Genomic DNA, 14,831 nt, shown 5'->3' with positions numbered 1-14,831 from the left:
CCAGAAAGCCCGGGACGGAACACGGACGGAGTACGGACGGATCTCGGAATCGCCTACGTAGTTGCGTCTTCTCACATGGGGGTAAGTGCGGCATATCCCCGGACGTAGGAGCGCGCCATGCCGAAGAAGGTAGTCGCCGTCCTCTCCATCGCGCTGCTGGCCGCGGCCTCGACCGCCGCGTGTGGCGATGACAGCAAGAAGGCCACCAACGAGATCACGGTCTGGACCGAGGAGAACCTCGACGATCGCATGACCGTGCAGAACCAGATCATCGCCGACTTCACCCAGAAGACCGGCATCAAGGTCAAGCTGGTCGGCGTGGCCGAGGACCAGTTCAGCCAGGTGATCACGTCTGCCGCGGCCGCGGGGGACCTGCCCGACGTGATCGGGGCCCTCCCCCTGGCCTCCATCAGGGAGCTGGAGGCCAACGACCTGCTCGACACGGAGACGCCGGGCCAGGTCGTCGACAAGCTGGGCAGGAGCGACTTCTCGGCGCGGGCCCTGGAGCTCGACAGCGCGGGCGGGAAGCTACTGGCCGTACCGAGTGACGCGTGGGCGCAGCTGATCCTCTACCGCAAGGACCTGTTCCAGAAGGCCGGGCTGGAGCGGCCCGACACCTACGAGGCGCTGGAGGCGGCGGCCGCGAAGCTCAACACGGGTGGGGTCGCCGGCATCACGCTGGCCATCGCGCCGAAGGACTCGTTCACGGCGCAGAGCTTCGAGCATGTGGCGCTGGCCAACGGCTGTCAGCTGGTCGACAATTCCGGAAATGTCACCCTTTCCTCCCCGCAGTGCGTGAATGCGTTCGCGTACTACGCGAAGCTGGCGAGGGACTACTCGGTCAAGGGCAAGCAGGACGTCGACTCCACCAGGGCCACCTACTTCGCCGGCAAGGCGGCGATGACCATCTGGTCGTCGTTCATCCTGGACGAGCTGGCCGGGCTGCGTAACGACGCGAAGCCCAGCTGCGCCGAGTGCAGGACGGACCCCGAGTGGCTGGCCAAGAACACCGGCGTGGTCACGGCGCTGAAGGGCCCCGACGGCACGCCTGCCCAGTACGGGGAGATCGTCTCCTGGGCCGTCACCCGGGACGCCGCCAAGGATGCCGCCGCGCAGTTCGTCACGTACATGATGAACGAGGGCTACGAGCGGTGGATCGGGATGGCGCCTGAGGGCAAGTTCCCGATCCGGAAGAGGTTCGCGGACAAGTGGAACAAGCTGCCCGCCGGGGTCGACGCCAAGAAGCCGCTCGCGGACGTCTACCCGGCCGAGGTGCTCGACGCGCTGCGCGAGAGCCCTGACACCTTCGCCCGCTGGGGCATCCCCCAGGGGCAGGGCAAGCTGGTCGGAGCCACGATGGGCGAGCTGCCCGTGCCCAAGGCGCTGAGCGCGGTCGTGGACGGCTCGCTCACCCCGCAGGCCGCGGCAGTGCGGGCCAAGACCGACGTGGAGACCATCAAGCGCGGGATCCGGCAGTGACGGGACGGCGTGGCGGGACACTACGGGAGCAGGAGGGCAGGGCGGGACTGGCGCTGATCTCCCCGACGCTGATCATCACGCTCGTCGTGGTGGTGCTGCCGCTGCTCTGGGCGATCATGCTGGCGTTCCAGGACGCGCGGCTGATCAACATCCGCCGGGTGGGCATCTTCGGGCACTACACGCTGGAGAACTTCGGCTACGTCATGTCCGAGCCGGGATTCTGGACGTCCCTGGTCAACACGCTCGTCTACACGGTGGCGGGCACCGCGCTGTCAATCGCGATCGGGCTGGTGGCCGCTCTGGCGCTGCGCGACCGCTTCCGGGGTCGCACGTTGGTCAGGGCCTCGATCCTGGTCCCGTACGTGGCGCCGGTGGTGGCGGTGGCCTTCCTGTGGGAGACGATGCTGAACCCCCAGTTCGGCATCGTGAACTCCTGGCTGAGCACCCCCATCGCCTTCCTCACCCAGGCCAAGGGCAGCTTTCTCGGCATCCAGGTGCCGGTGGCGCTGCTCACCGTGATCGCGTTCGAGGCGTGGCGGTATTTCCCGTTCGCCTTCCTGTTCATCCTGGCCCGGCTGCAGGCGCTGCCGGCCGAACTGGACGAGGCGGCCGTGGTCGACGGTGCCACGCCGACGCAGCGCTTCCGGCATGTGATCCTGCCGCAGCTCTGGCGGATCATCGCGCTGCTGTCGGTGCTGCGGTTCGTGTTCACCTTCACCAAGTTCGACGACGTCTACCTGCTCACCGGCGGCGGGGCCGGCACGGAGGTGGTGAGCGTGCGCGTCTACAACTTCCTGACCGCGCGCGACGACATCGGCGCCTCGGCCGCCCAGGCGATCGTGCTGGCGGTCGTCCTGGTCGTGTTCCTGACCCTGTATCTGAGGTTCTTCTCGGGAGGTGAGCGTGACCAGGGATAGATTTGAGCGCGGGTTGTTCCGGGTGCTGAAGCCGCTGGTGATCCTCTTTCTGTTCGTGATCACCGCGTTCCCGTTCTTCTACATGGTGACACTGTCCTTCCGCGACATCCAGGAGCTGATCCTGGACCCCGGCTCGATCTGGCCGCGCAGCTTCACCTTCGACACCTACGCCAACGTGCTGACCAGGCAGGGCTTCCTGACCTTCATGCGCAACAGCGCCATCGTGGCGGTCTCCTCGGTGGCGGTCACGCTGTTGATCTCGATCCCGGGCGCGTACGCTGTGGCCAGACTGCGGTTTTTCGGGCGGCGGCAGGTGCATTTCGTGTTCCTGGCCGTGTACCTGTTTCCGGCGATCGTGCTGGCAATCCCGCTGTTCGTGCTCTTCACGATGCTCGGACTTCGCGGGTCTCTGCTGGGTTTGATCCTGGTTTATTGCGCGCAGACGGTGCCTGTCACGGTATACATGCTCCGCAATTACTTCGAGACCGTGCCGCAGAGCGTGGAGGAGGCGGCGGCGATCGACGGCTGTACGCGCCTGTCGACCATCTGGCGGGTGGTGCTCCCGCTGTCCAAGCCCGCGCTCATGGCCACCGGTCTCTACGCGTTCATGATCGCCTGGAACGAGTTCCTGTTCGCCCTGCTCTTCCTCGTCGAGAAACGGGAGAGCTGGACGGTCTCACTGGGGCTCTCCCAGCTGGCGGGCAGTATCGAGATCCCGACGACGGTTCTCATGGCAGGATCGGTGGTTCTGACGCTGCCGATCGTGATCGTGTTCTTCGCCGGCGAGCGGCTCCTGACCGAAGGACTCACGGCGGGGGCCGAGAAGGGATAGACCATGCTGACGGCAGGGCAGATCCTTCAGCTGATCCGCAATGGCACCTGCCGTACCCGCAAAGAACTCATCGCCTACACCGGGCTGTCCCGCTCGACGATCACCGAACGGGTGGACCGGCTGATCGAGGCCGGATACATCCACGAGTCCGGCTTCGCCATCTCCGGGGGCGGGCGACCGCCCTCAGTGCTCGACATCGACGCGACGAAGCGCCTGGTGCTGGTGGCCGACCTGGGCGCCGGTCACGTACGGGTGGCGCTGACCGACCTCGCGGCCCGGTCGCTGGTCGAGGAGCACACCGAACTGCGCATCGACCGCGGCCCCGAGGCCGTCCTGTCCTGGGTACGCCAGGCGTTCCAGCGCCTGCTCGACCGCTCCGGACGGACCTCGGACCAGGTGTGCGGCATCGGCCTGGACCTGCCCGGCTCGGTCGACCACGCCTCCGGCCGGGTGACCAGGTCGTTCCTCATGCCCGGCTGGGACGACCATCCGATCGGCCAGGCGCTGCGGGAGGCGTTCGACGTGCCGATCCTGATCGAGAACGACGCCAACGCGATGGCCTTCGGCGAGTGGTGGTCCTCCTGGCGCCGGAGCCGGTCGCTGATCCTCATCAAGGTCTCCACGGGCATCGGCACCGGCATCGTCCTGGACGGCCGGATCTACCGCGGCGTCGAGGACGCCGCCGGGAGCATCGGCCACGTCCGCCTGCGCGAGAGCGACGACCGCGTCTGCACCTGCGGCTCCCGGGGCTGCGTCGCCTCGCTGGCCAGCGGCCACGCCCTCGCCGCCGACCTCGGCAGGCAGACCAGCCGCGAGGTCGTACGCCTGGTCCAGGCCGGCGACCCGACGGCCATCGCCCTCACCCAGGAGGCCGGCCGCACGGTCGGCATCGTCCTCGCCACGGCGGTCAGCCTGCTCAACCCCTCCGTCCTGGTGCTGGCCGGCGACATGGCCGAGACCAGGGAGCACTACCTGACGGGCATCAGGGAAAGCGTGTACCGCCGCAGCCTGCCGTTCACCACCCGCAACCTGGAGATCGTGACGAGCACGCTGGGCGACCGCGCGGGGATCGTGGGGACCGCGGTGATCGTCATCGACCACGTGCTGTCCCCCGCCGCCGTGGACGCCGCCTTCGCCAGTCCACCGACGACGAACGTCGTCTGACTCCCGCTGGTCAGCCCAGGTCCCGGAGGAGGCGGTCGCGCGCCTGGACGAGAGAGGGGCCGTACCAGGTCAGATCGCGTCCGCTCACCAGCGCGCACCGGTGGCCCGGGAACGACTCCGGCCCGTCCTCGGCGCTGAACGCGTAGGGCTCGTCGGGCAGGACCACCAGGTCGGCACCCTGAGCCACCAGCTCGGCCAGCGGGATCTTGGGATAGCGCTCGGCATGACCGGCGTAAAGGTTGCCCACCCCGAGCCGGGCGAGCACATCGCCGGTGAACGTGTCGCGGCCCACCACCATCCACGGCCGCCGCCAGATCGGGATGATCGCCGTCCGGCGCACCTCCACCGGCTCGGCCCACACCGACTCCGCCCGGTCGAGCCAGCCGGGGCGCCCGGTGCGGCAGGCGTACCGGAACATCCGGTCGAGCGACCGGAACGCCTCGTCCACCGTCTCGATCCTGGTGACCCACACCGCGAGGCCCGCCGCCCGCAACGCGTCGACGTCCGGCTGCCGGTTCTCCTCGGCGTTGGCGAGCACCACGTCGGGGGCGAGCCGCCGGATGACGTCGAGATCGGGGTTCTTGGTCCCCCGCACCCTGACCACGTCCAGGTCGGCCGGGTGCGAGCACCAGTCGGTCGCGCCGACCAGCGCTTCGGGGAGGGTCGCGGCCACGGACTCGGTGAGTGAAGGCACCAGCGACACGATCCGCCGGACGTTCGGAGGAACGGGGACGGGTACACCGGTGTCATCAAGGCTCACACTCGCACCTTAGACCGCCACCCGAACGACAAAAGGGACTAAAGGCAACTAACGCCCAGCGTGCGGGAATATCGCCCCAAGGCAGGTCACAAATCCGTAGAATCCCGAGAAAAGATCGTTAACTCTCGATCGGGGGATCGTTGGGTGGAGCGAGAATCGCTGGGCTTCGACCCGAACACGCCCAACGTCGCCCGGCTGTACGACTACTACCTCGGCGGGAAGGATCATTTCCCGGCCGACCGGCGAGCCGCTGAACGGCTGCTGCGGGTGGCTCCCGAGGTCCGTACCGCCGCCCGCGCCAACCGGGCCTTCCTCGGTCGTGCCGTACGCTTCCTCGCGGGCGCCGGCGTCACCCAGTTCCTCGATATCGGTACGGGTCTGCCAACGCGGGGCAACGTCCATGAGGTGGCCAGAGCGGTCGCGCCGCAGTCCAGGGTGGTCTATGTCGACCATGACCCCGTCGTCCTGGTCCATGCCAGGGCGCTGCTGGCGGGCAGCGAAGGGATCACCGTGGTGGATGGCGATCTCCGCGATCCCCACGACCTGCTGAAAAATCCGGACGTGGTGGGGGCGTTGGACTTCGACCAGCCGGTGGGCGTCCTCCTCGTCGCGATCATGCACTTCATCGGCGAGGCCGACGACCCGCTGCGCATCATGGCCGCCATCCGCGAATCGCTGGCCCCCGGCAGCTATGTCGTCATGTCCCACGGCACGAGCGACGCCCGCGCCGCCGCCGTCAGCAAGGGCACCGAGGTCTATCGCCGGGCCAGCGCTCCCCTGACCCTGCGTACCCGTCGGCGGATCGAGGAGCTGTGGGCGGGGTTCGAGCTGGTCGAGCCGGGCCTGACCTGGCTGCCGCAGTGGCGCCCCGACGAGGCCGACCTGATCGACCTCGCGGCCGGCCCCGAGTCGTCGCTCATCCTCTGCGGGGTGGGCAGGAAGAACTGAGACCCGGGGGCGGACCGGTGCGCGGCTTGGCCGAGCGCCAGGGACGACCCGACTTACGGCCTGGCCGAGCGCCGGGGTGGACTGGCGTACGGCCTGGTCGGGCCTACTTGAGCGCGCCCAGCGCGCCCTCGTAGTCGGGCTCCTGGGTGATCTCGGGAACCAGCTCGGAGTAGATGACGCGGTTGTCGCCATCGAGCACGACCACCGCGCGGGCGGCCAGCCCGGCCAGCGGCCCGCTCTCCTGCGCCACGCCGTAGTCGCGCAGGAACTCGCGGCCCCGCATGAGCGACAGCATGGTCACGTTGTCCAGCCCCTCGGCGGCGCAGAACCGCTTCTGCGCGAACGGCAGGTCGGCCGAGACGCACAGCACCGCGACGCCGGGGTGCGCGGCGGCCACCTCGTTGAACCGGCGCACCGAGGCGGCACAGACGCCCGTGTCGAGGCTCGGGAAGATGTTGAGCACCTTGGTCGCGGAGCCGAACCCGGCCAGCGTGGTGTCAGCGAGGTCCCCGCCCACCAGCTGGAACGCGGGCGCCTGGTCGCCGGGCTTGAGGAACGTGCCGCCCACGGTGATTGGGTTGCCCTTGAAAGTGACGTCTGCCATGAATGCCTCCAGTTAGCAGGTGGTGCCCACCTCGGTCAGCAGGTGGTACCCCGACCCGCAATCCTATCGGCGCCCACTGACTCAGACGTTGCGGCGGTACTGTCCCCCGGCCTCGAACAGCGCGTCCGTGATCTGGCCGAGCGAACAGACGCGGGCCGCCTCCATCAACACCTCGAAGGCGTTGCCATCGGTCATGGCGACGTCCCGCAACCGGGCCAGCGCCACGGGGGCCTCGGCCCGGTTGCGGTCATGGAAGGCGTGCAGGCGGTCGAGCTGGGACCGCTTCTCCTCCTCCGTCCCCCTGGCGAGCTCCACCTTCTTCTCGTGGGGCTCGTCGCCGCGCGGGTTGCGGAAGGTGTTGACGCCGATGATGGGCAGCGAGCCGTCGTGCTTGCGCGACTCGTACAGCATCGACTCGTCCTGGATCCTGCCCCGCTGGTAGCCGGTCTCCATGGCGCCCAGCACGCCACCCCGGTCCGACAATCGCTCGAACTCCTGCAGCACCGCCTCCTCCACCAGGTCGGTGAGCTCGTCGATGATGAACGAGCCTTGGAGCGGGTTCTCGTTGCGGGCCAGGCCCCACTCGCGGTTGATGATGAGCTGGATCGCCATCGCCCGGCGTACCGAGTCGGCCGACGGCGTGGTCACGGCCTCGTCGAAGGCGTTGGTGTGCAGGCTGTTGCAGTTGTCGTAGATGGCGATCAGCGCCTGCAGCGTGGTGCGGATGTCGTTGAAGTCCATCTCCTGGGCGTGCAGGGACCGGCCCGAGGTCTGGATGTGGTACTTCAGCTTCTGCGAGCGCTCCGCCGCGCCATACTTCTCCCGCATCGCGACCGCCCAGACGCGGCGGGCCACCCGCCCGAGCACGCTGTACTCGGGGTCCATGCCGTTGGAGAAGAAGAACGACAGGTTCGGCGCGAAGTCGTCGATCCGCATCCCCCTCGCCAGGTACGCCTCCACATAGGTGAAGCCGTTGGCCAGGGTGAAGGCGAGCTGGCTGATCGGATTGGCCCCGGCCTCGGCGATGTGGTAGCCGGAGATCGACACCGAGTAGAAGTTGCGGACGCTGTTAAGGGTGAACCACTGCTGAATGTCGGCCATCATCCGCAGCGAGAACTCCGTGGAGAAGATGCAGGTGTTCTGGCCCTGGTCCTCCTTGAGGATGTCCGCCTGCACGGTCCCCCTGACGGTGGCGAGGGTTCGCGCGCGCAGCTCGCGCTCCTCCTCCGCGGACGGCCGGCGCCCGTGTTCGGCCTCGAACCGGTCGAGGGTCTGGTCGATCGCGGCGTTGAGGAAGAAGGCGAGGATCGTCGGGGCCGGGCCGTTGATCGTCATCGACACCGAGGTGCTGGGGCTCGTCAGGTCGAACCCGTCGTAGAGCACCTTCATGTCTTCCAGCGTCGCGATGGACACGCCCGACGTGCCTACCTTGCCGTAGATGTCGGGCCGCAGGTCCGGGTCGTGGCCGTACAGGGTCACCGAGTCGAACGCGGTGGACAGCCTGGTCGCGGGCTGGCCCTCGGACAGCAGCTTGAAGCGCCTGTTGGTACGGAACGGGTCGCCCTCTCCGGCGAACATCCTGGTGGGGTCCTCGTCGTCCCGCTTGAACGCGAACACCCCGGCGGTGAACGGGAACCGGCCCGGCAGGTTCTCGCTACGCAGGAACCTGAGCAGCTCGCCGTGGTCGGTGTAGCGGGGCAGGGCCACGCGGGGGATGCGGTTGCCCGAGAGGGTCTCGCGCCAGAGGGGGGTGTGGATCTCCCGGTCGCGTACCTTCACGACCAGTTCGTCGGCGGAGTACTGCTCCCTGGTGGCGGGCCAGTCGTCGAGCAGCGCGCGGCTTTCGTCGCTCAGCTCCCGCTCGGCCCCGGCCGCGAGCTCGGCCAGCCTGTCGTCGGTCCTAGCCGGGTCGAGGCGACCGCCGTGCGTACCGCCGGTGCCGCTGCCCGTACCGTCGGCGCCGCCCGTTCCAGCGGCGCCGTCGCCCAGGAGAGCCTGGACGGCCGTGAGCTGCTGGCGGCGGCGGGCCACCTCCGCCTGGGCGAGCGTCTCCGCGTGGTAGTCGCGGACGGTCTCGGCGATCTCGGCCAGGTAGCGGACGCGCGCCGGGGGGACGATCGCGGCGGCCACCTGGGATGTACGGCCGCGCACCGGTGCCAGCAGGCCCGGCCCGGCCCGCAGGCCCTTGTCCGCCAGCTGCGCCTTCAGGTGGTGATAGAGCGCCGTGACACCGGCGTCGTTGTAGCGGGCGGCGATCGTGCCGAACACCGGCATGTCGTCGGGCGCCACCCCGAAGGCCGCGCGGTTGCGCACCATCTGGCGGCGGACGTCGCGCAGGGCGTCCTCGGCGCCGCGCCGCTCGTACTTGTTGATCACGACGGCCTCGGCGAAGTCGAGCATGTCGATCTTCTCCAGCTGGGAGGCCGCGCCGAACTCCGGGGTCATGACATAGATGGGCACGTCCACATGCGGCACGATCCCGGCGTCACCCTGCCCGATGCCCGGGGTCTCCACGATGACCAGGTCGTATCCGGCGGCCCGGCAGGCGGCGATCACGTCGTCGAGGCAGACGGGGACCTCGTTGGCGGCGCCCCTCGTGGCCAGCGAGCGGAAGTAGGTCTGGGGGCCGAGGCTGTTCATCCGGATGCGGTCGCCGAGCAGTGCTCCCCCGCCGCGCCTGCGGGTCGGGTCGATCGCGATGATGGCGACGCGCAGCTTGTCGTCGTTGTCAACGCGCAGGCGGTGTACGAGCTCGTCGGTGAGCGAGGACTTCCCGGAACCGCCCGTACCGGTGATGCCGAGCACGGGAGCGCGGTTGTCGCCTGAGCCAGGAGCGGCGCGCAGGCCGTCCAGGAGCTCGGCCGGGGCGCGCCCCGACTCGATCAGGGTGATCGCCCTGGCCAGGGCCGCCTGGTCGCCGGAGCCGACGGCCTCGACAGAGGGAACGCCGTCCAGCTCGACGTCGCACTCCTCGATCAGCTTGTTGATCATGCCGGGCAGGCCGTACCGCTGGCCGTCCTCCGGCGAGAAGATGCGGGTGACGCCGCGGGAGTGCAGCAGGTCGATCTCGTCCTGGACGATGACGCCGCCGCCACCGCCGTAGACCTTCACGTGCCCGGCGCCGCGCTCGCGCAGCAGATCCACCAGGTAGCTGAAGAACTCCACGTGGCCGCCCTGGTAGGAGCTGATCGCCACACCCTGGACGTCCTCTTGGACGGCGGCGGTGACGATCTCGTCCACCGATCGGTTGTGCCCGAGATGGATGACCTCCGCCCCCTGCGACTGGAGGATCCGCCTCATGATGTTGATCGCCGCGTCATGGCCGTCGAACAGCGCCGCGGCGGTCACGAAACGGACAGGGTTCGCCGGAACGTGCACGCCTGATCACTCCTTTGTGAGGGGTCCCTTTACAAGATACTAGGACGTCCTACTAAATCCCAAGGTTTCAGGCGGGTAGCGATCCGGCATGCGAACGGCGCCGGGTTCTGGTTTCGGGAGGTCGTCAGCGAACTGTGCTGGTCAGGGCCGCTCGTACGGATTGCGGCGGGTGGTGGAGCGGTGGGCGGCCACGAGAGTTCTGGCCGGAGCGGAAGTCGCGTCCGGGTCAGGCGGACCACCCACCCGGACCGGCTCGGGCGGCGCCTCCGCGTAGCTGGCGGACCTCGTCTTCTTCTCGACGGCCTTCTTCCCGACGGTCTTCTTCTCGACGGTCTTCTTCTCGACGGCCTTGTTCTCGACGGTCGTCTTTCCGACGGTCGTCTTCCCGACGGCGGCGGCACGCGTCTCCACCTTGATGTGGCTGCCGCGACGGCGGCCCGCGAGACGGAAGGAGACCACGACCGTGGTGAGCACCATCATGGTGAGCAGGGCCAGCGGGGACCCCAGGACGTCCATCGGCGATCCCTGCGACACCGGCTCCGGCTGGCGGGCCAGCGGCTGCTCGGTGGTCCGGATCTCGTTCAGCGTGGCGTTGGCCTTCACCATGCGGGGTAAGCCGTAACCCACGACCTTGTCCGTGTCACGGAACTTGCGCTTGAGCCAGACGCGATCGACGTTGGCCTCGATCGTGTGGATCTTCTTGCCGTCGACCCGCTCGACGATGCCGACGTGGTCGATGCCCTTGTAGCTCTTGCCGCCGCCCCAGTCGAAGAAGACCAGGGCTCCGGGCTCGGGCTGCTGGGACCAGGCGCGCTGCTTCATGAACCAGGACGCGTGCGAGGGGGTCCAGGCGAACTGGCCGACGTAGTCACCGACCCCGGCCTTGTCGGCCGCCCAGGCGATGAACATGTCACACCACGGCGCGTCCCGGTATTGCGGGTCCTTGACGCGATCCGCGTACCACTGCCCGAACTTGGTGAGCTGGCCGCCCTTCTCGCGGTAGCCGACTTCCCCACGCACCTCTTTCAGCAGATTTTCCGCGATCGGGTCCAGAGCCCACTCCTCCCAGAAAAACCGGCAGATCAGGATGGACTGTAATAGCGACATCCCGCTTGCGCGCCGAACAATGGGAAAGTGTCAACCTATGAGCCGAAATTTCGGCTATGTGGCTGGTGTGACTCCTGAGACTCCGTACCAAGGTGAGATCGTTTTCAGGCCCCCGCGCCCACCCGGAAGATCTGCTCGTCGCCCGCGCCCGGCGCCACCACGTCGGCGACGATCACGGTCACGTTGTCGGGTGAGCCGCCCTCGTTGGCCAGGTCGATCAACCGCTGGACGGCCGCCGCCGGGTCTGTCACCGTGGTCAGCACCTCGTGCAGGACCTCGGGCCCGAGCACGGTCGTCAGCCCGTCCGAACAGAGGAGGTAGCGATCATCCGGCTCGGACTCGCGCAGCGCCATGTCAGGCTCCGCCCTGCCCTCGCTGCCCAGCACGCGCAGCACCATCGACCGGCGCGGGTGCACGGCCGCTTGATCCTCTGTTATCCGTCCTTCGTCCACCATGGACTGCACAAGTGTGTGATCCTTGGTCATCTGGTAGAGAGCACCATCGCGCAGCAGGTATCCGCGGGAGTCACCAAGATGAGCAAGGGCGAACCGGTAACCGTCCCACAGCATGGCGGTCACGGTGGTCCCCATCCCCCTGCGCGCGGGGTCGATGTCGGCCAGCTCCACCAGCCTGCGGGCCGCCTCATGCACGGCGCCCTCCAGGGCCGCCTCCAGGTCCGAGCCCGTCTCGGGAAGCGTGGCATCCAGCTCGCGCATGACCGCGATCGCGGCCGAGCTCGCCAGCTCGCCGGCCGCGTGTCCGCCCATCCCGTCGGCCACCACGAGCAATCGGCCACTCGCGTAGCCGGAATCCTCGTTCTGCTCCCTGCGGCGGCCCACGTCTGATCCGGCGGCATAGCGGATGTTGTGCTTCATACCCAGCAGTAAATCATTGGTTGAAAGACTTCACAAGCAGATGCACTGAAGACTCTTGTGAACTACTGTGGGCTCCATGACCCACGACCCGACCGTGAACGCCGGGGACATAGCCCGGCTCGCCGGTGTCGGGCGGGCCGCGGTGAGCAACTGGCGCCGCCGCCACGACGACTTCCCACTGCCCATCGGCGGCACCGCCAATCAACCGTTGTTCTCGCTGCGCCAGGTCGAGTCATGGTTGCGGCGCTATGGGAAGTCCTACCAGGTCTCGCTGGGTGATCGCGTGTGGCAACGCCTGAAAGCCGCCGGCGATTTGCGGCTGGGCGAGTTGGTCGCGCAGGCCGGCGTGCTGCTGACCACGGGCGAGAGCAAGCTGGAGCCCGAGCTGGCCGGGCTGGTGTCCGAGCTGGCCGAGCAGCACGATCCGCTCACCGCCTACGAATTCCTCTGTGAGCGCTACCTGGAGGCGCACTCCAGGCAGCTGTCCGTCACGCGTGACGACGTGGCCGAGCTGATGGTCGGGCTGGTCCGCACCGACGACGCGACGATCCTCGACCCCGCCTGCGGCGTCGGCACGCTCCTGCTCGACTCCGGGGCGGTCAAGGTGCTCGGCCAGGACCTCAGCGAGACCTCGGCGGTCATCACCGCCGCGCGGCTGCGGCTGCGCGGCGCCGAGGCGGAGGTCGTGCCCGGCGACTCGATGCGCCACGACGGCTTCGCCGGCGTGAAGGCCGACGCCGTCGTCTGCGACCCGCCGTTCAACGAGCGGGCCTGGGGCTACGAGGAGCTGACCGGCGACCCCCGATGGGAGTACGGCCTGCCGCCGCGCGGGGAGCCGGAGCTGGCCTGGGTCCAGCACTGCCTCACCCACGTCAGGCCCGGCGGCATGGTGGCCGTGCTGATGCCCCCGGCCGCGGCCAGCCGTAAGGCGGGGCGGCGAATCCGGGCCAACCTGCTGCGCGCCGGCGCCCTGCGCGCCGTGATCGCGCTGACGGGCTCCGACCTGTGGCTGCTGCGCCGCCCGGCCGCGGGCGAGCGCCCGCCCTCCGACGTGCTGATCGTCGACGCCACGGCCGACCTGTCCATCGTCGATCCCGCGTGGCGGGCCTACCTCGACGAGCGCTCCGACCAGACCGTACGCATCATCGACCTGCTGGCCGATGAGGTGGACATGACCCCGGCCCGCCACCAGCGCCGCGACGACCTCGGCCGGGCCTTCACCGAGGCGCGCGACCGATTCCTGGCCGCGGCGGCCACCCCGCCCGATCTCAAGGTGCTCGACGAGCCGCTCGACCAGCCCGTCACCACGGTCGGCGACCTGATCAAGGAGGGTCTGCTGACCACGCTGCAGGCGCCGCCCAAGATGGCGACGGGCGGCGGCGACCTGCCGATGCTCACCGCAGACGACGTGACCGGCGGTGGCGCCGCCTCCGGCCGGGCTCCGGCGCAGCAGGGGCTCGTCCCGATCCAGCCGGGCGACGTGGTGGCGTCCTATTCCAGCGTGCGGGTGATGACCGAGGGCGGCTGCGTGCTCGGCCCGCATCTGACGCTCTACCGGGTCGACGCGCGCCGGCTCGACCCCGACTTCCTGGCCGGCCACCTGCGGGCGGCCGGCGGGCGCGCGACCACCGGCTCCAGCCGGTTCGACGTGCGCCGCACCCGCCTGCCCCGCCTGTCGCTCAAGGACCAGAAATCCTACGGCGAAGCCTTCCGGCAGCTGGCCGTGCTCGAAGACGCCTTGCGCGAGACCTCGGCCCTCGGCCAGGCGCTGATCCGCCTCGGCCTCGACGGCCTGACCGACGGCCACCTGCGTCCGCAGTCCTGACGGTGTAGCTTTTTCCGGGAAAAGGCGGGGCTGGGAGGGGCAAATGGTCATCGGTGACCGCTATGTGCTCGACCATCTCCCGCTCGGTCAGGGCGGCATGGGCGCCGTCTACGCGGGTCATGATCGCCACCTCGATCGCCGGGTGGCGGTGAAGCTGCTCCACCTGCCGGGCGGCCCCGACGAGGAGCTCGAACGCCGCTTCATCCGCGAAGCCCGCATCCTGGCCCGGCTGGAGCATCCGGGCGCCCCGGTGCTCTACGACTTCGGCGCCCACGAGCAGCGTCTCTACCAGGTGATGCAGTTCATCGAGGGCGTCACGGTGGCCGACGTGGTCAGCGAACACGGCCCGCTGCCCGTGCCGTGGGCCGCCGCCATCGCGGCCCAGGCGTGCGCGGTCCTGTCGGCCGCCCACACCCTGTCGATCTGCCATCGCGACCTCAAGCCGACCAACCTGATGCTCTGCCCCGACGGCAGCGTGAAGGTGCTCGACTTCGGCCTGGCCCTGCTGCGCGACGCCGACGTCACCACGTTCACCAGGATCGGCCAGATCCTCGGCACGCCCGCGTACATGGCTCCCGAGCAGATCCAGCACGGGGTCGCCGAGCCGCGCAGCGACCTCTACGCGCTTGGCTGCGTGCTGCACGAGATGCTGACGGGGCGGCAGCTGTTCACCGGGCCGACCGACTACGTGGTCTTCGAGAAGCAGGTCAAGGAGCGCCCGCCCGCGATCCCGGGCCTGCCGGACGGGCTGGGCGCGCTCCTGGCCGGGCTGCTGGAGAAGTCGCCGGGCAACCGTCCCGCCGACGCCGACACGCTGTACGAGCGGCTGGAACCGTTCGCCGTCGGGCTGCCGATGCTGCCCGGCTTCCTGGCCAGGTCGCCGAGTCCGGGCCGGATGTACGCGCGGATGGTCGGCCGCGTCCTTAGTGACTAGCCGAAATC

The 14,831-nt window shown here is 69.0% G+C and carries 12 protein-coding genes; 7 read left to right on the top strand and 5 right to left on the bottom strand.

What is annotated here, in order from left to right; genetic code table 11:
* Nucleotides 1–117 precede the first annotated feature (117 nt).
* The 4 genes from AB0C30_RS12205 to AB0C30_RS12190 are packed head-to-tail and all read left to right on the top strand — an operon-like array spanning nt 118 to nt 4,392.
* Nucleotides 118–1,479, top strand: a complete 1,362-nt coding sequence (locus AB0C30_RS12205; RefSeq protein WP_357942473.1) for an extracellular solute-binding protein — start codon at nt 118–120, stop codon at nt 1,477–1,479.
* Nucleotides 1,476–2,396 carry a sugar ABC transporter permease gene (locus AB0C30_RS12200; protein WP_357942471.1) on the top strand — a complete coding sequence of 307 codons (921 nt, stop codon included), beginning with the start codon at nt 1,476–1,478 and terminating at the stop codon, nt 2,394–2,396. Before AB0C30_RS12205 ends, AB0C30_RS12200 begins: the two co-directional genes overlap by 4 nt.
* Nucleotides 2,383–3,228, top strand: a complete 846-nt coding sequence (locus AB0C30_RS12195; RefSeq protein ID WP_357942468.1) for a carbohydrate ABC transporter permease — start codon at nt 2,383–2,385, stop codon at nt 3,226–3,228. The genes AB0C30_RS12200 and AB0C30_RS12195 overlap by 14 nt, the downstream gene beginning before the upstream one ends.
* A gap of 3 nt (nt 3,229–3,231) precedes the next feature.
* Nucleotides 3,232–4,392, top strand: coding sequence for an ROK family transcriptional regulator (locus AB0C30_RS12190; protein ID WP_357942466.1), 1,161 nt, complete (start codon nt 3,232–3,234; stop codon nt 4,390–4,392).
* 10 nt (nt 4,393–4,402) lie between these two features.
* Here the strand turns inward: AB0C30_RS12190 and AB0C30_RS12185 are convergent, their stop codons facing one another.
* Nucleotides 4,403–5,152, bottom strand: coding sequence for a helical backbone metal receptor (locus AB0C30_RS12185; RefSeq protein WP_357942464.1), 750 nt, complete (start codon nt 5,150–5,152; stop codon nt 4,403–4,405).
* A gap of 144 nt (nt 5,153–5,296) precedes the next feature.
* On the opposite strand from AB0C30_RS12185, the gene AB0C30_RS12180 reads away from it, so the two are divergent.
* Entirely contained in the window at nt 5,297–6,100 is an 804-nt protein-coding gene (locus AB0C30_RS12180) for an SAM-dependent methyltransferase (protein ID WP_357942462.1), read from the top strand.
* A 103-nt stretch (nt 6,101–6,203) separates the two neighbouring features.
* On the opposite strand, the gene tpx is transcribed toward AB0C30_RS12180, so the two are convergent.
* The 4 genes from tpx to AB0C30_RS12160 all read right to left on the bottom strand — a co-directional run bounded on the left by tpx (nt 6,204) and on the right by AB0C30_RS12160 (nt 12,064).
* The gene (gene tpx / locus AB0C30_RS12175) at nt 6,204–6,704 is read right to left on the bottom strand and encodes a thiol peroxidase (RefSeq protein ID WP_357942460.1); all 501 of its coding nucleotides are present in this window, start codon (nt 6,702–6,704) and stop codon (nt 6,204–6,206) included.
* 81 nt (nt 6,705–6,785) lie between these two features.
* Nucleotides 6,786–10,082 (bottom strand): fused isobutyryl-CoA mutase/GTPase IcmF, encoded by a 3,297-nt coding sequence (gene icmF / locus AB0C30_RS12170; RefSeq protein ID WP_357942458.1) that lies wholly within the window; start codon nt 10,080–10,082, stop codon nt 6,786–6,788.
* Between the two features lie 141 nt (nt 10,083–10,223).
* Nucleotides 10,224–11,189, bottom strand: coding sequence for a CHAP domain-containing protein (locus tag AB0C30_RS12165; protein ID WP_357942456.1), 966 nt, complete (start codon nt 11,187–11,189; stop codon nt 10,224–10,226).
* Nucleotides 11,190–11,293: 104 nt separating this feature from the next.
* Nucleotides 11,294–12,064, bottom strand: coding sequence for a protein phosphatase 2C domain-containing protein (locus AB0C30_RS12160; protein ID WP_225290266.1), 771 nt, complete (start codon nt 12,062–12,064; stop codon nt 11,294–11,296).
* 76 nt (nt 12,065–12,140) lie between these two features.
* On the opposite strand from AB0C30_RS12160, the gene AB0C30_RS12155 reads away from it, so the two are divergent.
* Nucleotides 12,141–13,889, top strand: coding sequence for an N-6 DNA methylase (locus tag AB0C30_RS12155; RefSeq protein WP_357942454.1), 1,749 nt, complete (start codon nt 12,141–12,143; stop codon nt 13,887–13,889).
* Between the two features lie 43 nt (nt 13,890–13,932).
* Nucleotides 13,933–14,823: a serine/threonine-protein kinase gene (locus AB0C30_RS12150; RefSeq protein ID WP_357942452.1), complete on the top strand. Its 891-nt coding sequence runs from the start codon at nt 13,933–13,935 to the stop codon at nt 14,821–14,823.
* Nucleotides 14,824–14,831: the final 8 nt, after the last annotated feature.

Origin of the sequence: Nonomuraea sp. NPDC048901, from assembly GCF_040649695.1 — a bacterium.
In the GTDB taxonomy this organism is placed as follows: Bacteria; Actinomycetota; Actinomycetes; order Streptosporangiales; family Streptosporangiaceae; genus Nonomuraea.
This window is presented reverse-complemented; position numbering and strand designations above follow the sequence as displayed.